19 protein-coding genes and 1 pseudogene are annotated in these 18,221 nt (G+C 71.9%); 10 read left to right on the top strand and 10 right to left on the bottom strand.

The features are described from left to right. The first annotated feature begins 59 nt into the window (after nt 1–59). Nucleotides 60–1,253 carry an RtcB family protein gene (locus tag ACTWJ9_RS13995; protein ID WP_387041043.1) on the top strand — a complete coding sequence of 398 codons (1,194 nt, stop codon included), beginning with the start codon at nt 60–62 and terminating at the stop codon, nt 1,251–1,253. Nucleotides 1,254–1,289: 36 nt separating this feature from the next. On the opposite strand, the gene ACTWJ9_RS13990 is transcribed toward ACTWJ9_RS13995, so the two are convergent. Both ACTWJ9_RS13990 and ACTWJ9_RS13985 read right to left on the bottom strand, forming a co-directional pair. Beyond that, nucleotides 1,290–2,066: an SDR family NAD(P)-dependent oxidoreductase gene (locus tag ACTWJ9_RS13990; protein WP_279334559.1), complete on the bottom strand. Its 777-nt coding sequence runs from the start codon at nt 2,064–2,066 to the stop codon at nt 1,290–1,292. Between the two features lie 103 nt (nt 2,067–2,169). Further along, complete coding sequence (locus ACTWJ9_RS13985; RefSeq protein ID WP_387041039.1) at nt 2,170–2,505, bottom strand: YnfA family protein; 336 nt, start codon at nt 2,503–2,505, stop codon at nt 2,170–2,172. Between the two features lie 105 nt (nt 2,506–2,610). Between ACTWJ9_RS13985 and ACTWJ9_RS13980 the strand changes: the two genes are divergently transcribed. The 6 genes and pseudogenes from ACTWJ9_RS13980 to ACTWJ9_RS13955 all read left to right on the top strand — a co-directional run. Next, the gene (locus ACTWJ9_RS13980; protein WP_387041036.1) at nt 2,611–3,696 is read left to right on the top strand and encodes an LLM class flavin-dependent oxidoreductase; all 1,086 of its coding nucleotides are present in this window, start codon (nt 2,611–2,613) and stop codon (nt 3,694–3,696) included. Nucleotides 3,697–3,719: 23 nt separating this feature from the next. After that, nucleotides 3,720–4,412 (top strand): CE1759 family FMN reductase, encoded by a 693-nt coding sequence (locus tag ACTWJ9_RS13975; RefSeq protein ID WP_423836159.1) that lies wholly within the window; start codon nt 3,720–3,722, stop codon nt 4,410–4,412. A gap of 207 nt (nt 4,413–4,619) precedes the next feature. Next, nucleotides 4,620–5,438 carry a response regulator transcription factor gene (locus ACTWJ9_RS13970; RefSeq protein WP_279334555.1) on the top strand — a complete coding sequence of 273 codons (819 nt, stop codon included), beginning with the start codon at nt 4,620–4,622 and terminating at the stop codon, nt 5,436–5,438. Continuing rightward, nucleotides 5,439–6,890 (top strand): ATP-binding protein, encoded by a 1,452-nt coding sequence (locus ACTWJ9_RS13965; RefSeq protein WP_443295768.1) that lies wholly within the window; start codon nt 5,439–5,441, stop codon nt 6,888–6,890. A gap of 149 nt (nt 6,891–7,039) precedes the next feature. Further along, complete coding sequence (locus tag ACTWJ9_RS13960; protein WP_423836092.1) at nt 7,040–7,345, top strand: acyl-CoA dehydrogenase family protein; 306 nt, start codon at nt 7,040–7,042, stop codon at nt 7,343–7,345. A 128-nt stretch (nt 7,346–7,473) separates the two neighbouring features. After that, a pseudogene (locus ACTWJ9_RS13955) lies at nt 7,474–7,731 on the top strand (acyl-CoA dehydrogenase family protein); the annotation flags it as partial. Between the two features lie 115 nt (nt 7,732–7,846). Here the strand turns inward: ACTWJ9_RS13955 and ACTWJ9_RS13950 are convergent. Continuing rightward, the gene (locus ACTWJ9_RS13950) at nt 7,847–8,488 is read right to left on the bottom strand and encodes a hypothetical protein (protein ID WP_443295943.1); all 642 of its coding nucleotides are present in this window, start codon (nt 8,486–8,488) and stop codon (nt 7,847–7,849) included. 240 nt (nt 8,489–8,728) lie between these two features. Here ACTWJ9_RS13950 and ACTWJ9_RS13945 point away from each other — a divergent pair, with 240 nt between their 5' ends. Both ACTWJ9_RS13945 and ACTWJ9_RS13940 read left to right on the top strand, forming a co-directional pair. Next, on the top strand, nt 8,729–9,424 hold the full coding sequence (locus tag ACTWJ9_RS13945) for a hypothetical protein (protein ID WP_387042023.1): 696 nt from the start codon (nt 8,729–8,731) through the stop codon (nt 9,422–9,424). A gap of 214 nt (nt 9,425–9,638) precedes the next feature. Further along, nucleotides 9,639–10,304, top strand: coding sequence for a sigma-70 family RNA polymerase sigma factor (locus tag ACTWJ9_RS13940; RefSeq protein WP_387042020.1), 666 nt, complete (start codon nt 9,639–9,641; stop codon nt 10,302–10,304). Between the two features lie 106 nt (nt 10,305–10,410). On the opposite strand, the gene ACTWJ9_RS13935 is transcribed toward ACTWJ9_RS13940, so the two are convergent. Beyond that, complete coding sequence (locus ACTWJ9_RS13935; RefSeq protein ID WP_279334551.1) at nt 10,411–10,728, bottom strand: transcriptional regulator; 318 nt, start codon at nt 10,726–10,728, stop codon at nt 10,411–10,413. Continuing rightward, nucleotides 10,725–11,189 (bottom strand): hypothetical protein, encoded by a 465-nt coding sequence (locus ACTWJ9_RS13930; protein ID WP_279334550.1) that lies wholly within the window; start codon nt 11,187–11,189, stop codon nt 10,725–10,727. Before ACTWJ9_RS13930 ends, ACTWJ9_RS13935 begins: the two co-directional genes overlap by 4 nt. 508 nt (nt 11,190–11,697) lie before the next feature. Here ACTWJ9_RS13930 and ACTWJ9_RS13925 point away from each other — a divergent pair. Further along, on the top strand, nt 11,698–12,243 hold the full coding sequence (locus tag ACTWJ9_RS13925; RefSeq protein ID WP_443295767.1) for a GNAT family N-acetyltransferase: 546 nt from the start codon (nt 11,698–11,700) through the stop codon (nt 12,241–12,243). A 106-nt stretch (nt 12,244–12,349) separates the two neighbouring features. Here the strand turns inward: ACTWJ9_RS13925 and ccsB are convergent, their stop codons facing one another. The 5 genes from ccsB to ACTWJ9_RS13900 form a co-directional block, all read right to left on the bottom strand. After that, nucleotides 12,350–13,510 carry a c-type cytochrome biogenesis protein CcsB gene (gene ccsB, locus ACTWJ9_RS13920; RefSeq protein WP_387040633.1) on the bottom strand — a complete coding sequence of 387 codons (1,161 nt, stop codon included), beginning with the start codon at nt 13,508–13,510 and terminating at the stop codon, nt 12,350–12,352. Then, complete coding sequence (gene resB, locus ACTWJ9_RS13915) at nt 13,507–15,294, bottom strand: cytochrome c biogenesis protein ResB (protein WP_443295766.1); 1,788 nt, start codon at nt 15,292–15,294, stop codon at nt 13,507–13,509. Before resB ends, ccsB begins: the two co-directional genes overlap by 4 nt. Nucleotides 15,295–15,299: 5 nt before the next feature. Beyond that, on the bottom strand, nt 15,300–16,094 hold the full coding sequence (locus ACTWJ9_RS13910) for a cytochrome c biogenesis CcdA family protein (RefSeq protein WP_387040627.1): 795 nt from the start codon (nt 16,092–16,094) through the stop codon (nt 15,300–15,302). Between the two features lies 1 nt (nt 16,095). Beyond that, nucleotides 16,096–16,725 carry a TlpA family protein disulfide reductase gene (locus ACTWJ9_RS13905; protein ID WP_279334546.1) on the bottom strand — a complete coding sequence of 210 codons (630 nt, stop codon included), beginning with the start codon at nt 16,723–16,725 and terminating at the stop codon, nt 16,096–16,098. Nucleotides 16,726–16,814: 89 nt separating this feature from the next. Beyond that, nucleotides 16,815–18,122 carry a hypothetical protein gene (locus ACTWJ9_RS13900; protein ID WP_443295884.1) on the bottom strand — a complete coding sequence of 436 codons (1,308 nt, stop codon included), beginning with the start codon at nt 18,120–18,122 and terminating at the stop codon, nt 16,815–16,817. Between the last annotated feature and the right edge of the window lie 99 nt (nt 18,123–18,221).

Genomic DNA, 18,221 nt, shown 5'->3' with positions numbered 1-18,221 from the left:
CTGAACGACGGCTTTTGCTCTTTTGTGCTTATGCTGTTTTTCGGGGGAATGAGGACGATATGCCGTACGTGGAGATACCGGGTGCGAAGGTGCCGATCCGTCTGTGGACGGACCCGGCGACGGTGGAGGAGGGCGCCCTCCAGCAGTTGCGGAACGTGGCGACCCTGCCCTGGATCAAGGGCCTCGCCGTGATGCCGGACGTGCACTACGGGAAGGGCGCGACGGTCGGCTCGGTCATCGCGATGCGGGGCGCGGTGTGTCCTGCGGCGGTCGGGGTCGACATCGGCTGCGGCATGTCGGCGGTGCGGACGTCCCTGACGGCCGACGACCTGCCGGGCGACCTGTCCCGGCTGCGCTCGAGGATCGAGCAGATGATCCCGGTCGGGCGCGGGATGCACGATTCCCCCGTGGACCCGGCCCGGCTGCACGGCTTCACGACCGGCGGCTGGGACGACTTCTGGGGGCGCTTCGACGGCGTGGCGGAAGCGGTCAGGTTCCGTCAGGAGCGGGCCACGAAGCAGATGGGAACGCTTGGCTCGGGCAACCACTTCGTCGAGGTCTGCACGGACACGACCGGTGCGGTCTGGCTGATGCTGCACTCCGGTTCCCGGAACATCGGCAAGGAACTGGCCGAGCACCACATCGGGGTGGCGCAGAAGCTCCCGCACAACCAGGGCCTGGTCGACCGTGACCTCGCCGTCTTCGTGGCGGACACCCCGCAGATGGCGGCCTACCGGAACGACCTGTTCTGGGCGCAGGAGTACGCGAAGCGAAACCGTTCGATCATGATGGCGTTGCTGAAGGACGTGATCCGCAAGGAGTTCAAGAAGGCGAAGCCGGCCTTCGAGGCGGAGATCAGCGCGCACCACAACTACGTGGCCGAGGAGCGCTACGACGGCATGGACCTGCTCGTCACCCGCAAGGGGGCGATCCGCGCGGGCTCCGGCGAGTTCGGGATCATCCCGGGCTCCATGGGCACGGGCTCGTACATCGTCAAGGGCCTCGGGAACGCCGATTCGTTCAACTCGGCGTCGCACGGCGCCGGCCGGCGCATGAGCCGCAACGCGGCGAAGCGGCGCTTCTCGACGAAGGACCTGGAGGAGCAGACACGGGGCGTGGAGTGCCGCAAGGACTCCGGTGTCGTGGACGAGATCCCGGGCGCGTACAAGCCGATCGAGCAGGTCATCGACCAGCAGCGGGACCTCGTGGAGGTCGTGGCGAAGCTGAAGCAGGTCGTCTGTGTGAAGGGCTGACCGGTGAAGGGCTGACCGGCCCGCGGGTCGCGGCCGTCACGGCTCCCGGTGGACCTTGGTGTTCGACGCCTGGGCCCGGGGGCGCACGACCAGCAGGTCGATGTTGACATGGCTCGGGCGGGTCACCGCCCAGGTGATGGTGTCGGCGACGTCGTCCGCGGTGAGCGGCTCGGCGACGCCCTCGTACACCCGGGCGGCCTTCTCCGTGTCGCCGTCGAAGCGGGTGAGGGCGAACTCCTCGGTCTTCACCATGCCCGGCGCGATCTCGACGACGCGCACGGGCCGGCCGACGATCTCCAGGCGGAGGGTCTCGGCCAGGACGTGCTGGGCGTGCTTGGCGGCGACGTAGCCCGCGCCGCCCTCGTAGGTGGCGTGGCCGGCCGTCGAGGAGACGACGACGACCGTGCCGTCGCCGCTCGCCTCCAGCCGGGGCAGCAGGGCCTGGGTGAGGTGGAGGGTGCCGATGACGTTGGTCTCGTACATCCGGCGCCAGTCGTCCGGGTCGCCGGTCGCGACCGGGTCGGCGCCCAGCGCGCCGCCCGCGTTGTTGACCAGGACGCCGATGGTCTTGAACGCGGTGGCGAACTCGTCGACGGCCGCGCGGTCGGTGACGTCGAGCGGGTACGCGGTGGCCGCGTGGCCGGCCGCGTTGATCTCCTCGGCGAGCGCCTCGATACGGTCCTTGCGGCGGGCGGTGAGGACGACGCGGTAACCGGCCTCGGCGAGCCCGCGGGCCGTGGCGGCGCCGATACCGCTGCTCGCGCCGGTGACGACGGCGATACGAGACGCTGCGGGCGGTGCGGCGGTGGCCATGGGGTGCTCCTCCGGGTGGATCCGTGCGGACGGTGCCGTGCCGGGCCAGCATATGCGGGCCGCCGGGGAGTGTCCGGAGCCGTCCGGGCGCGCGGGCGCGCGGTCAGCCGCTGCGCGGCGCCCACATGATCACGGCCATTCCGGCCAGGCAGATCAGGGCGCCGGTGATGTCCCAGCGGTCCGGGCGGTAGCCGTCCGCGAGCGCGCCCCACAGGATCGACCCGGCGACGAAGATGCCCCCGTACGCGGCGAGCACGCGGCCGAAGTGCGCGTCGGGCTGGAAGGTGGCGACGAACCCGTACGCGCCGAGGGCGAGGACGCCGCCGGTCGCCCACATCCAGCCGCGTTGTTCCCGCACGCCCTGCCAGACCAGCCAGGCGCCCCCGATCTCCAGGATCGCGGCGAGGACGAACAGGGCGGCGGAGCGGGCGATGAGCATGGGGGCAGCTTCGCAGACCGGATGCGGGATACCGGAATAAGGGGGGAGGGGGAGTGGTTGAGCCGGTATAGTTGAACCGTAAACCAATTTGGAGGGTGAACGGCCATGCAGTTCGGGATCTTCAGCGTCGGCGACGTCACGCCCGACCCCACGACGGGGCGTACCCCCACCGAGCGCGAGCGGATCAAGGCCATGGTCGCCATCGCGCTGAAGGCCGAGGAGGTGGGCCTGGACGTGTTCGCGACCGGCGAGCACCACAACCCGCCGTTCGTCCCGTCCTCGCCGACGACCATGCTCGGCTACATCGCCGCGCGCACGGAGCGGCTGATCCTCTCCACCTCCACCACCCTCATCACCACCAACGACCCGGTGAAGATCGCCGAGGACTTCGCCATGCTCCAGCACCTGGCCGACGGCCGGATGGACGTGATGATGGGGCGCGGCAACACCGGACCGGTCTACCCCTGGTTCGGCCAGGACATCCGCCAGGGCATCAACCTCGCCATCGAGAACTACGCCCTGCTGCACCGGCTGTGGCGCGAGGACGTCGTCAACTGGGAGGGCAAGTTCCGCACCCCGCTGCAGGGCTTCACCTCCACGCCCCGCCCGCTGGACGAGGTGCCGCCGTTCGTCTGGCACGGGTCGATCCGCTCGCCCGAGATCGCCGAGCAGGCCGCCTACTACGGTGACGGCTTCTTCCACAACAACATCTTCTGGCCGGCCGACCACACCAAGCGGATGATCGAGCTCTACCGGACCCGGTACGCGCACTACGGGCACGGCACGGCCGAGCAGGCGATCGTCGGCCTCGGCGGTCAGGTGTTCATGCGGAAGAACTCGCAGGACGCCGTGCGCGAGTTCCGTCCGTACTTCGACGTCGCCCCCGTCTACGGGCACGGGCCCTCGTTGGAGGAGTTCACCGCGCAGACCCCGCTGACCGTGGGCTCCCCGCAGCAGGTCATCGAGAAGACGCTGTCCTTCCGCGACTACGCGGGTGACTACCAGCGCCAGCTGTTCCTCATGGACCACGCGGGACTGCCGCTGAAGACCGTGCTCGAGCAGCTCGACCTGCTCGGCGAGGAAGTGGTGCCGGTGCTGCGCAAGGAGTTCGCCAAGGACCGCCCGGCCGACGTGCCGGCCGCGCCGACGCACTCCTCGCGGCTGGCCGGCCGGGAAGCGAGCAAGGCATGAACGACATGAACGCCGTGAACGCCGTGAACATCGTCGTGGTGTCGGCCGGGCTGAGCGTGCCGTCGTCCACCCGCCTGCTCGGGGAGCGGCTGGCCGCCGCGGCCACCGGGCAGGCTCCGTCCGAGGTACCGGTGATCGAACTGCGGGACCTCGCGGTGGACATCGCGCACAACTTCACCAGCGGTTTCCCGGCTCCGGCGCTCGCCGCGGCGATGGACGCGGTGACCGGGGCGGACGGGGTGATCGTGGTCACCCCGGTGTTCTCGGCGTCGTACAGCGGGCTGTTCAAGTCGTTCTTCGACGTGCTCGGCGCACGGGACCGGGAGGCCCTGGCCGGCAAGCCGGTGCTGATCGCCGCGACCGGGGGCACGCCCCGGCACTCGCTGGTGCTGGAGCACTCCCTGCGGCCCCTCTTCGCCCACCTGCGCGCGGTCGTCGTCCCCACCGGGGTGTACGCCGCGTCCCAGGACTGGGGGGACAAGGGCCTGGACGCCCGGATCGACCGGGCGGCGGGTGAGCTGGCCGCCCTGGCGGGCGCCCTGCCGGCCGCCGGCCACGGGACGGTCAACGGCAACGGGACGGTCAACGGCAACGGCGGCGCGGCGGGCGGTGACGCGATCCGTGTCACACGCGGGGGTGCCGTCGACGACAAGTTCGACGCGCGCAACGTGGTGCCGTTCGAGGAGCAGCTGGCCGCGCTGCGGTCGGCAGGCTGAGGGGCCCTCCACAGCCCCCACGACTCCCGGCGGTCTTCCATGGACAGCGGCCGCCGGGTGAGACGACCGGGTCCGGTCGTTCGCGAGGGTCCGGTCGCGGGAAGGGACACCCGCGACCGGACCACGGCGGGGTGAGAGCAGGGTGAGAAGGCACCTCTTCGGTCACTGCTCCGTCCGCCGGACGGAGGTGCTTGGCACACTGGCACCGTGTCCCCTACCGCGCCCCGCACCCCCACCGTGCTGCTCGCCGAAGACGACCGGGCCATCCGCAACGCCCTGGAACGCGCCCTGACCCTGGAGGGCTACCGGGTCACGGCGGTCGCCGACGGCGTCGAGGCGCTGGCACAGACCCGTCGCAGCCGGCCCGACGTCCTGCTGCTGGACGTGATGATGCCCGGCATCGACGGCCTCCAGGTCTGCCGGGCGCTGCGCGCCGAGGGAGACCGCACCCCCGTGCTGATGCTGACGGCACTGGTGGAGACCGCCGACCGGATCGCCGGGCTGGACGCGGGCGCCGACGACTACGTCGTCAAGCCGTTCGACGTCGAGGAGGTCTTCGCCCGGCTGCGAGCCCTGCTCCGCCGGGCAGCCCCGGCCCCGGCATCTGCCTCCGCGCCCGACGGGACGCCGACGGCGCAGGAGCAGCCGGACTCCCGGACGACGCGGGAGACGCGGGAGCCGAGGGACCAGGGGAAGCCGGGGGAGACCCCGAACGCCGCTTTGGGGCGGCACCTCGCCGCGGCCGGGGTGCGCATGGACCCGCAGGCACGCCGGGCCTGGCGCGGACGGCGCGAACTGGAGCTGACCCGCACCGAGTTCGAACTGCTGGAGCTGCTGATCCGCAACGCGGGCATCGTCCTCGACCACTCCACCATCTACGACCGTATCTGGGGCTACGACTTCGGCCCCGGCTCCAAGAACCTCGCCGTCTACGTCGGCTACCTGCGCCGCAAACTCGACGAGCCCGGCGCGCCGCAGCTGATCCACACGGTGCGCGGGGTGGGTTACGTGCTGCGGGAGGACTGAGTGGCGCCGGACCGGCCCGCGTCACGGGCCCGGCGGTGCCGGCTGCCGCTGCTGTCGCTGGGCACCAGGTTCACGGTGGCGTTCGCCGCCGTGACGGCCACGGTCACCGTCCTGGTCGGCATCCTGTCGTACAGCGCCGCCGCGCGACTGGTCCGGGTGGACCAGCAGAGCGTGTTCGACGAGGTCGTGGAGGACCTGCGCGGCGAGGTCAGGTCGAACCGGATGTCACCGCTCGACTTCTCCTCCGACGCCCCCGGCCACGACCTGGTGCGGCCCGCCCGGACGGACGTCCAGGTGCTGGGGCCGGACGGCCGGATCGTCGACCCGGGTGATCCGGGGCTGCCGGTGGTCGACGCCGACCGCGCGGTCGCGGGGGCCGCCACGGCCGGGCGGGTGGTCGAGCACGCGGACGTCGACGTCGGCGACGACATCTACCGCGTCGCGACCGTCGCGCTGGGCGAGGGCCGGGGCGCGGTCCAGATCGCGCAGGAGTTCAGCGACACCGAGGACCTGTTGCGGACCCTCCAGCGGCGCACCCTCGTCCTGATGGCGGCGGTGGTGGTCGGGGCCGGTCTCTTCGGCTGGTGGCTGGCCCGGCGCATCACCCGCCGCCTGGTCGTCCTCACCGACGCCGCCGAGGACGTCGCCCGCACCCGCAGGCTCGACATCCAGGTGCCTGTGGCCGGCCGGGACGAGGTGGGCCGGCTCGGCCGCGCCTTCGACCGGATGCTGGGCCGGCTCGCCCAGTCCGAGGACGACCAGCGCCGGCTCGTCCAGGACGCGGGGCACGAACTGCGCACCCCGCTCACCTCGTTGCGGACCAACATCTCCCTGCTGCGGCGCATCGACGAACTCCCGCCGGACACCCGTGAGGAACTCGTCGCCGACCTCTCCCAGGAGGCCCGTGAGCTGACCGACCTGGTCAACGAACTCGTCGAGCTGGCGGCCGGCCAGTCCGACACCGAGCCGCCGCGGCGCGTCGACCTCGCCGGCATCGCCCACGACGTGGCGGAACTGGCCCGGCGCCGCAACGGACGGGAGATCGTCGTCCATAGGAGCGGCGACACCACGACCGACGGACGGCCCGGGATGCTCACCCGGGCGGTGTCCAACCTGGTCGAGAACGCGGTCAAGTTCGACCGGGGCGGCACGGCGCCCATCGACATCACCGTCGCGGGACCCGCGCGACCGGGCACGGTGCGGGTGGAGGTCCGCGACCGGGGGCCCGGTATCGCGGCCGCCGACCTGATCCGCGTCTTCGACCGCTTCTACCGCGCCGCCGACGCCCGCTCCCTGCCCGGTTCGGGCCTCGGCCTGTCCATCGTGCGCGAGGTGGCCCTGGCCCACGGGGGCGCACCGTACGCGGTACGCCGGGCCGGCGGCGGCACGGTGATCGGCTTCACGGTGGGCGGCGTCCCCCTGACCCACCACGACACGGAACCGGGCCCCTGACGGGTGAGCGGGGCCGCCGCCCCGCCGCCCCGGTGACGACGGGCCCGACCACGGCCTCGACGGCCACGGCTCCCCGGCCGGATTCCGCGCGATGCGCGGGAACCGACCGCCTCCCCCGTCCGACTGCTGGGGGACGGCAGGGAGGTGGGATGGGAGGACTGGACGTCCGGATGTCCGACGTGGTGTGCCGGCACGGCAGGGCCGAGGCCGTGTGCGACGTCGACCTGGAGACAGCGTCCGGTCAGCGGGTGGCGCTGACCGGACGCAAGTGGTTCGTCAGTGGGGCCGCCGACGCCGACCTCGTCACGGTCCTCGTCCGCACGGACGGCGAGGCTCCGGACCGGGACGGCCTGTCCCTGCTGCTGGTCCCCACCGCCGCCCCGGTTTCCGGGTGGTCCGCGAGCTGCCCGTGCTCGGTGCGGCGGGGCAGGCGGAGATCGCCCTCGACGGCGTAGCGGTGGACGCCGGCCACCTGATCGGCGCACGCGGGAAGGCCCTCGCCGGCGCCGCCGAACGCCTCCAGCTCGGCCGCACCCTGCGCAGCCTGCGCTGACTCGGCCAGGCGGGCCGTGCCTTCGAGCTCATGCGGGACCGGGCCGCCGCCCGCACCCGCTCCCGCGGCCCGCTCGGCGACCTGCGACTCGTCCAGCGGCACGTCTTCGAGTCGCTGCTCGCCCTGCGGACCACCCGGCCGCTCGTCCACGAGGCCGTGGCCCTGCTGGACGCGGGCGACGACGCCCCTGTGGAGGTGGGCCTGGCCGAGGTCGCGGCCGCGCGCACGCTCCGGCAGGTGGCCGGCGCGGCGATCCAGGTCCACGGTGCGGCGGGCCTCGGCCCGGACACCGACCTGCCCGCCCTCTTCCGCACCGGCCGCGCGGCCCGCATCCTCGACGGCCCGACGCACTGCACATCACGTCGGTGGTGCGCCGCGTGCTGCGCACGGACGACAGACGGCCTCAACCGGTATCGGCGGCCGTCTGGCCGGTGCCGACCGCTGGTCGGCTGGTACCGGTGGCCGTCTGGCCGGTGCCGACCGCCGGTTGGACGGTTTCGGCAGCCGGCGGGCCGACGAGCTCCGCGAGGGCGTACGCCAGGAAGAAGGTGCCCCAGATCGGCTCGTGCCGGACGGCTGTTCCGGCCGCCAGGTCGTAACAGCCGTCCAGGAGCCGCCCGTCGGCGGTCAGCTGCCCGCCGACGAGCTCTTCGAGGACGGCGACGGCCCGGTCCCGGTGGCCCAGCAGGAGCAGTGCCGAGGCGGTGACGGCGGCGGCAGAGGTGTCCCGAGGGCCGTCGGGGCGAGCGGTGTCGGCGGGCGGCACGAGGTGCTCCGGCACCAACGAGGCCACGTGTCCGGCGAATTCGTCGCCGCCCGGCAGGCACGCGGCCTCGGCGAGTGCGAGCAGCAGCCACGCCGGATCCCGGCTCCAGCCCGGCGGCGGATCAGTGTCGGCGAGCCGGCCGGCACCCGGTGCGTACCGCCACGACCAGTGGAACGGGCGCTCGCCCAGGCACAGTTCGAGGTGCCGACGCAGAGGGGACCGGGCCGCCTCCGGGTCCGCGGCGGCCAGCAACGGCACCATGCCGGGTACGCCGTCCACGCGGGCCCGCAGCCGCGGCCCGCCGCCCCGTCGGTCCCCCGACGGGTCCCGCCCCGTCCGGCCCGCCCCGTCCGATCCGTTGTCACAGACGCACCTCCGGGGACAGAAGTCGGGCTCAACTCCTCGCGGATTCACGCCTATTGGTGTGAGGTGAATCACCTGAGGAGTGCTGAGTGCCGGGCCGGGGAAGTTTCCGTACCCCCGCGTGACAGCGAGGCCGGAATGCGAGGATGAGCCGCCATGACTGCCGGGTGGTGCTTCCGCACGACACGGGCCGCGGTGTTCGCGGCCGTCTGCGTGCTGCTCGCCGCCCTGGGGCACGTCCTGATGTCGGGCACCGGAGTGCCGTGGTGGTCCCTCGCCGCCGGAGCGGCGGTGACCGGCGGCGCGGCGTGGTGTCTGGCCGACCGGGAGCGCGGGCTCGTCCTCGTCCCCTCCGTCGTGACGGCCGCGCAGGCGGCACTCCACCTGTGGTTCTCGTACGCGCAGGAACGCGCGACGACGTCCACCACGGACGGCACGACGGCCGCCACGCACTCCATGCTCCATGTGCCCCACAGGGGTCACGGAAGCTCCGTCGCGGAGCCGACGGGCCCCATGGGCGCGATGGACTCCATGGCGGGGGCGGGCCACATGGTGGGCCACACCATGGACGGGACGTCCCTGTCCTCCGCGGGCATGCTCGCCGCCCACCTGCTGGCCGCACTCCTGAGCGGCCTGTGGCTCGCGTACGGCGAACGCGCAGCCTTCCGCATCCTGCGGGCCGTCGCCGGATGGCTGGCCGCACCGCTGCGGCTGCCGCTCGCTCCCGCCGCACCACCGCGCCGCCCGCGCGTCACCCCCCGCCACCGCCGCACGGCCCACCGGCCGCAGCGGCTGTTCCTCGTGTACGCGATCACTCCTCGGGGCCCGCCGGCGGGGACCGCTGTCGTCTGAGACAGCCGGTTCCCCGACACCGCCCAGGGCGCCCCGCGCCCGGACGGCGGCTCGGGCAACGGACGTACGCCGCCGTGCGCGCTGTGCGTAGGTCCGCCCCCCACCCCACCACCGGATCCGCCGCGCGCCGTGCGCGGCCGGTCCGCACGCCGGATCTCCGCTCTGCTCGCCGGGTTCCCGTGCCGGACCTCCGGACTCCCGAGAAGGACATCAGGTGACCAGTCCTGCCCTGTCTGCCGCATCGTCTGCCGCATCACCTGTCGCATCCGACACGACGCCGCACACCGCGAGAACACGTGCCGAGAGGACGGCCCTCGACGAGTCGACCACGACCTGGGCACTCGCCGCCCGCGCCGGCGACCCGGAGGCCGTGGAGAACCTCGTCCGCGCCCTGCACCGAGACGTCCGCCACTTCGTCACCTACCTCAGCGCCGATCCCCAGGCCGCCGACGACCTCGCCCAGGACACCTTCCTGCGGGCCCTCGGCAGCCTGCACCGTTTCGAGGGGCGTTCCTCCGCCCGCACCTGGCTGCTGTCCATCGCCCGACGCGCGGTGATCGACAGCTACCGGCACGCCTCCGCCCGCCCCCGTCTCCTCGACACCGACGACTGGCAGGCCGCCGCCGAGGGCGCCCAGGAGCGCGGTCTGCCCGGCTTCGACGACGGCATCGCGCTCACCGAACTGCTGGACGCGCTGCCCGCGGAACGCCGTGAGGCGTTCGTCCTCACCCAACTCCTCGGCCTGCCCTACGCGGAGGCGGCCGAACTCAGCGACTGCCCGGTCGGTACGGTCCGTTCCCGCGTCGCCCGGGCCCGCTCCGCACTGATCCGGTCCCTGCACGACGCCGACCGGGCCGAACCGCTGAGCGCGGCAGCCTGACGCACCGGGCCCCGGAGCGGCCACCGCCCCGGGGCCCGGCCCTCTCCCTGTGCCCCGGAGGCAGGACAACCGGCCGGACCGGTCCTCGGGGGCGGCGGAGGCGGCTTCACACCGGAGGGCTTTCGGACGATGTCGCGGCGTCGGCGATGATGTCCCGCAGCGCCGCGATGTGGCCGTCGAAGGCATCCCGGCCGGCGCCGGTGAGCCGGGCGCGTACCTTCCGGCGGCTGCCGCTGAGGCGGCGTTCCGTGGTGACGTACCCGGCTTCCTCGAGCGTCGTGAGCTGCTTGGACAGCGCGGAGTCGGACAGTCCCAACCGGTCCTTGAGGAAGGCGAACTCGGCCCAGTCGGCCGCCGCCAGTGTCGCCACCAGAGACAGACGGGTGCTGGGATGGATCAACTCGTCGAAACGTGCTTTCGTCACGCCCGTACCCAACGACGCAGAACACGCAGGATGTCCGGCCCACCGAACCCGACGACAGCCGCGACCAGCACCGCCGCCCAGATGCCGGCATGACCGGAGCCGTCGGCGTCGAGCGCGAGCGCCGCGAGGACGGTGACCCCGACGAGCCCGAGCAGCATGCCGACCACGACCAGCGGGATGCGACGGCCGGCGACCGCGGCGCTCACCCGCAGCCGATCCGTGCGCCGGCGTCCGTCGAGCAGACGTGACGCGAGCACTGCGTGCCCCATGCCGAAGCACAGGGTCGCGATCCCGGCCGGCCACGGTGGCGCCACGCTGCTGAGCACGCCCAGCAGGATCCAGCCGGCCGCCATCGCCCACCAGTAGCCGCGGGGCAGGCCGACTTCCCCGGCCACTTGGCGTCGAGCGCGGTCGGCTGCGTCGAGGGCGGTGCGCGCCTGCTCCGGAGCGATGTCGTCCATGGCAACACCTCACTTTCCTAGTAGGAAAGTGAGAGTCTCACTTTCCCACTGGGAAAGTCAAGGGGCGGGGGGCGACGTCGTTTCCCGGTTTCCGCTCCCCGTCTGTGGCGCTGCACGTTCTGTGGCGCTGTCACGTCGGGTGCCCCGGACGGTGTCCCTCCGGGTGGTGCAAGGGGTCTGAAGGCGGCGTCGCGGGCCGGAGGTCGGTCGCGCTGCCGGCGGGCTCGACGTGGGCGATGCCGGGACACGCCTCCATGCCCCGGGGAGGACACACCGTCCCGAAGCCGTGAGCACTTCGGCCACCACTGTCCTGATGCCGCTCATCTGAGCGCTTGAGTGACACCTGCCCGCCGACTGCTCACGGTTTTCCGCACGGCACCCCCCTCCGGTCCCGCAGCGCAGGGGCCGCAAAGGCCCCACACCACATGGCGGGACACGACCTCTCGGTGCCCCGGGCGGTCGGGGAAACCGACGTGACAGGCGAGGAACGCCGAGGAAGACTCGCGTCGTGCGCGATCGTGTGGATGCCTCCTCCGGCCTGGTGCTGCGGAGATGGAGGGCCGAGGACGTCCGGGCGGTGACGACCGCGTTCGCGGATCCGCTCATGCGCGGCCAGTCCGGCGAGCCGGTCGACTCCGTCCGGGCCGCCGAGCGGTGGACGACGGCCCGTGATGAGCAGTGGGCCGCGGGCTCCGCCTTTTCCTTCGCCGTCGTCGACGGCGGTGGCCTCGTGCTCGGCCAGGTGTGTGTCGGCCCGGTGGACCGGCGTCATGCCACCGGATGGGTCTCCTCCTGGACGACGGCGACGGCTCGTGGCCGGGGCACGGCTTCCCGTGCCTGCCGTGCTGTGGCCCGCTGGGCCTTCGACGACGCGGAACTCTTCCGGCTGGAGCTCGGGCACCGGGTGAACAATCCCGCCTCGTGCGCAGTGGCGCGCGCCGCCGGCTTCGCGGTGGAAGGACGGCAACGGCAGAAGCTCGCATACGACGGTGTCCGCCACGACGTGGAACTCCACGCCCGCCTGGCGACGGACCCGGAGCCCGTGTCGGGGTGATGCGGTGATGACGAAGGCCGGTCGCCGCGACCCGGGATCGGAGACCGGGTCACGGCGACCGGCCTTCGCGGGCGGTGCGCCGGGGTCGTTCAGAACCTGACGGCGTTCAGAACCCGATGGAGTGCAGGACGCCCAGGCCGACGTCGGCGTAGGAGTGCTTGCCGGAGACGAAGATGTTCACGCCGTAGTAGTTGAACAGCCAGCAGCAGAAGGCGGCCAGCGCCAGGTAGGCGGCCTTGCGGCCCTTCCAGCCGGCGGTGGCGCGGGCGTGCAGGTAGCCGGCGTAGGCGACCCAGGTGATGAAGGACCAGGTCTCCTTGGGGTCCCAGCCCCAGTAGCGGCCCCAGGCGTCGCCGGCCCAGATGGCGCCCGCGATGATCGTGAACGTCCACAGCGGGAAGACGGCCGCGTTGACGCGGTAGGCGAACTTGTCGAGCGAGGCGGAGGCGGGCAGCCGCTCCATGACGGAGGTGGCGAAGGAGCCGGGCTTGCCGCCGCGCGCGAGCTTGCCCTCGTAGGAGTCCTTGAACAGGTACAGGATCGTGCCGACCGCGCCGACGTAGAAGACCGCGCCGCACAGGATCGCGGTGGAGACGTGGATGTACATCCAGTACGAGTCGAGCGCGGGGACCAGCTGGTCGCTCTCGGTGTACAGGACGGTGATGGCGACACCGAGGTCGAGCAGCACGGTCGTGGTCAGGAACAGCCCGAGCCAGCGCACGTTCTTCTTCAGCACCAGCAGCAGGAGGTACACGCCGACGGCGGTGGTGGTGAAGGTGATGTTGAACTCGTACATGTTGCCCCAGGGCGCCCGCTGCACGGACAGCGCCCGGGTGAGCACACCACCGAACTGGACCAGGAAGGCGAGCACCGTGAAGGAGACGGCGATCCGCCCGAAGAGGTCGCCCTGCTCGTCCCCGCCGTGCGCCCCGGGCCCGTCGGGCACGTCACGGGTGCCGGCCCCGGCCCGTACGACGACCTTCGGCCGCTCCAGCACGGCGGTGCCGCCCGCCGTGTCGACGGTGACGGCGGGGCTCTTACCGGCCGCCTTCCCGGCCGCCTGCGCCCGGGGGGTGAGCGCGGCGGCGGTGCGGGCGACCTTGCTGCGGCTGCCGAAGATCCATTCGGCGATGTACGCCAGGAAGGCCAGGGTGTAGACAGCCATCGCGGAGTAGATCAGCACATTGCTGATCTCCGCGAGGTTCTCGTTGTTCGCGGCGGCCAGGCTCGTGGCGGTGGCCAGATCGGTTGCGGCGGCGAGAGTCAAGGCTTCTCAGCCCCTTCGGCAGATGCGGCTTGGGGGTCGGGGGAATCGACGGATGCTGCGGGGGCGGCGTCATCGGCGTCGGCGTCATCGGCGTCGGGGACGCCGGGAGCCTGGTCGTAGAGGATTCCGGCCAGGTCGCCGAGTTCCTCGGGCACCTTGGCGGACTCGCTGCGGCCGAGCCCGGCCATCTCGACGACGGTGACGCCGTCGGGGCCCTCGACCGCCCGCACCCACACGCGGCGCCGCTGGATGAACAGGGAGCAGGCGAGGCCGCCGATCGCGAAGAGGGAACCGGCGAGGGCCCAGCCGCCGCCCGGCTCCTGGACGATCTGGAAGCCGGCCCACTCCTTGATCTCCTTCTCGAAGGTGACCGAGCCGGCACCGTCCGGGAGGGTCATGGTCTCGCCGGGCATCAGCAGCTTCTTGAACAGCTCGCCCTCGGAGTCCTTGAACTCCTTCATCTTCGTCTTGTCCATCTGGTAGACGCTCTGCGGAATGCCGGCGTCGGCCTTCAGGTCGCCGTGGTAGGCGGAGAGTGCGAGCACCGGGTAGTCCAGTGCCGGGAACTGGGAGAGCATCGTGCCGACGGCCGAGCCGCCGAAGGTGGGCACGAAGAAGGCGTTGAAGCCGAGCTGCTCCTTCTCGCCCTCGGGGTTGCGGTAGCCGTCGAGGACCTTGACCACACCGGAGGAGGTGACGTTCGCGTCGAGCGGCAGCAGCGGCACGGCGTCCTTGAAGACGACCTTGCCCTCGCCGTCGCGGACGGTGACGACGGGCGCGTAGCCGTGGCTGACGAGGTAGACCTTGGCGTCGCCGACCTTCAGCGGCTTGTTCACCTCGACCTTGGTCGTCTTCTCCTTGCCGTAGGCGCCCTCGCTGTGGACCAGCTCGGTCTCGTAGGTGCGCGGGGTGCCCTTGTTGGGGCCGGAGGGCTCGTACGTGCCGGTGAAGGACTTCACGGTGAAGCTGAACGGCTCCAGGTCGGCGACGTCGAAGAGGTTGCCGGACTTGAAGTCGTCGTACTGCGAGAGCGTGTTGGCGAAGCCCTGGCCCTCGACGATCAGCTTGTTGCCCTCGGACTTGAACAGCTGGCCCCAGGCGAAGGCGATCAGCATCACGATCAGGGCGATGTGGAAGGTGAGGTTGCCGACCTCCCGCAGATAGCCCTTCTCGGCGGCGACGGCGTCCCCGGCCCGGTGGGCGCGGAAGCGGCGCTTCCGCAGCAGGGCCAGGGCGGCCTCACGGACCTGCTCGGGCTCGGCCTCGGTGCGCCAGGTGGTGTAGGCGGGCAGCCGGGTCAGCCGCCGCGGGGCGCCCGGCGGACGGCCGCGCAGCTGGCCGACGAACTGCCAGGTGCGGGGCACGATGCAGCCGATGAGGGAGACGAACAGCAGGATGTAGATCGCCGAGAACCACACCGAGCTGTAGACGTTGAACAGGCCGAGCGTGTCGTAGATCGGTGCGAGGACGTCGTGCTGCTCGCGGAAGTCGTCGACCCGGGTCCTGTCGATGCCGGTCTGCGGGATGAGCGAGCCGGGGATCGCGGCGAGCGACAGCAGGAGCAGCAGCAGCAGCGCGACCCGCATGGACGTGAGCTGCCGCCAGAACCAGCGGGCCCAGCCGATGACGCCCAGGGCGGGCAGGTTCGGCGGCTCCTCCGTGGGCGCGGTGGACAGCTGGGCACCGGCGACGCCCAGCTCCTGGTCGCCGGTGCCGGAACCGGCCGCGGACTCTTCGGGCCCCGCCGGGGTTGCTTCGGACCCGGTTCCGGAAGTCGTACTCATCGAGGTCAGATCCCCACAGTGAAGCCGTTGGACCAGGTCTGCATCTGCGTCACGAGGTGGTCCCACACGCCGGTGAGCAGCAGCACCCCGGTCAGGATCATCATCGTGCCGCCGATCCGCATGACCCAGACGTAGTGCCGCTTGACCCAGCCGAAGGCGCCGAGCGCCTTGCGGAAGGCGACGGCCGCGAGGACGAAGGGCAGACCCAGCCCCAGACAGTACGCGACGGTCAGCACGGCGCCGCGTCCGGCGCTCTCCTGCTGCGCGGAGAGCGTCAGTACGGAGGCGAGGGTGGGGCCGATGCAGGGGGTCCAGCCGATGCCGAACAGGGCACCGAGGACGGGCGCGCCGGCCAGGCCGGCCGCCGGACGCTTGTGGAAGCGGAACTCACGCTGGGTCAGCCAGGGCATCATCCCCATGAAGAAGACGCCCATGAGGATCATGAGGACGCCGAGCACCTTGGTCAGGATGCCGGACTGTTCCTGCAGCGTCTGGCCGAAGTAGCCGAAGAAGGCGCCGCCGGAGACGAACACGACGGTGAAGCCGAGGACGAACAGCGAGGCGCCGGTGACCATCCGGCCGCGCCGGGCCTCGGCCAGATCGGTGCCGGACACGCCGGTGACGTAGGAGAGGTAGCCGGGGACCAGCGGCAGGACGCAGGGCGAGAAGAAGGAGACGAGCCCGCCGAGCAGGGCGATGGGCAGCGCCACCAGCAGGGCGCCGTTGAGCACCGTGCCGTTGTAGGCGGAGTCGGCGGCGAGGGAGGCGGTCCCGGCGGCGAGCGCGGTGAGGGGGGTCACGTCACTTCTCCGCGACGACCGGCTCGAGCATCTTCAGCAGCCGTTCCTCGCTGAGCGCGGTCAGCGAGCGGGCCGCGATCTTCCCCTCGCGGTCCAGGATCAGGGTGGAGGGGATCGCCTGCGGGTTGAGGGTGCCCTTCTCGAAGCGGAGCATCAGCTTGCCCGTGGGGTCGTACAGGCTCGGGTAGGTGATGCCGAAGTCCTTCTCGAAGGCGAGCGCCGAGCCGGCACTGCTGTCGCGGGTGTTGATGCCGACGAACTGCACGCCCTGGTCGGCGTAGTCCTCGGACACCTTGGCGAAGTGCTTGGCCTCCGCGCGGCACGGGTTGCACCAGGAGCCCCAGACGTTGAGGACGACGACCTTGCCCTGGAAGTCGGCGACGTCGAGGGGCTCGCCCTCGAGCGTCTCGCCGGACAGGTCGGGCGCGGTGGCGCGCTCACCCCTGGCGACGGTGGAGATGCCTTCGTTGCTGGTGACGAAGTTGGTGTTGCCACCCCCGCCCGAGGTTCCGCCGGAACCGCACGCGGAGACCAGCAGGGCGGTCACTGCGGTGCCGACGGTCAGGACGGCACGGCGGTGGACGCGGGTGGCGCGATTCGCGCGCTGGGGGGCACGGCTGGCGGCACTCATGTGAAAAGTTTCGCATGCCCGTTCTGGGGATCTTGCCCACCCCCCCTTGCGGACGGAAACCCGCATATCGGCCCGGCGCGGATGCCTCGTCAGGCGCCGCTCGGGTCCCCCGTCCCGGCGCCGCTCGGTTCTCCGGTCCCGGCGGCGTCGCCGGCGTCCTTCAGGAAGCCCCGCCAGCCGCCGGCCGGTTCCTGCCCGACGTCCAGGGTGCGCAGCCGCTCCAGCACCTCGGGCCGCTGGACGTCCAGCCAGTCGGTGAACTGGCGGAAGGAGACGATACGTACGTCGCCGCCCTTCTCCCTCGCCCGCGCGATGTGCCGGAGGGACTCCTCCACCGCGTCCATGTAGATGCCGCCGTTCCACTGCTCGAAGTGGTTGCCGACGAAGAAGGGCGCCCGGTTCGTTCCATATGCCCGCTCGAAGCCCGATATGTACGCCTGGGTCGCCTGCTTGCGCCAGCCCGGGTGGTGGTGGGCGGGCGCGTTGGTGGAGTTGACGGACTGGTTGGCGAGGATGTTGTAGTCCATCGACAGGACCTCGAAGGAACGCCCGGGAAAAGGTATCTGCTGCAGCGGGAGGTCCCAGATGCCGTTCCGCTTCGACGGCCAGACCTGACGGCCGCCGGGCGAGGAGGAGTCGTAGCGCCAGCCGAGCTCGCGGGCGGTGGTCAGCAGGTTGTCCTGGCCGAGCAGACAGGGCGTACGGCCGCCGACGAGTTCCTTGTCGTAGTCGAACGGCAGCGGCGGCAGGTCGGTCCAGCCGGAGTTGGTCCGCCACTCCTTCACGAACTTCTTCGCCTGCTCTGTCTCGCTGCGCCACTGCTGCGGCGTCCAGTTGCCGACGCTGCCGGAGCCGGCGCAGAAGTGGCCGTTGAAGTGGGTGCCGATCTCATGGCCCTCGAGCCAGGCGCGGCGGACGTTCTTCAGCGTGTCCTTGATGTGGTCGTCGGTGAGGTAGCCGATGTCGGAGGCGCCGCGCGGGTTGTTCGGCGGCTCGTACAGCCGCTTCTTCGACTCGGGCAGCAGATACAGCCCGGAGAGGAAGAACGTCATGTGCGCCTCGTGCTCCTTGGCGAGGTCCAGGAAGCGCGGGAAGAGCCCGTTGCCGACCTCGCCGGCCCCGTCCCAGGAGAAGACGACGAACTGCGGCGGGGTCTGCCCCGGCTCCAGCGGCACCGGCCTGGCAGGCTGATGGGGCTGCTTGCCGGTGAAGGCGGTGGAGCCGTCACCGATCGGCCGGACGGTCCTCGTCGGCTCGGGGGTGCCGGTGCGGCCGCCGTCGCCTCCCTCGCCGCTCCCGCCGGAACCCTCGGCACGGCTCGTGCCGCTCGGGCCGGTGGCGCCGCCGCAGCCGGCCAGCGACACCGCCGCGGCGGCCCCCGCGCCGAGCCCGATCATTCCCCTGCGGGTGAGAGTGCGCATGGCATCCCCGTTCGTCACGTCCTCTGGTGGTCACTCCTTCAGAGGACGTGACGCGAACGGGGGTTCCCGCGTGGT

It is taken from the genome of Streptomyces sp. GDS52, from assembly GCF_052246875.1.
GTDB lineage: Bacteria > Actinomycetota > Actinomycetes > Streptomycetales > Streptomycetaceae > Streptomyces > Streptomyces cathayae.
This window is presented reverse-complemented; position numbering and strand designations above follow the sequence as displayed.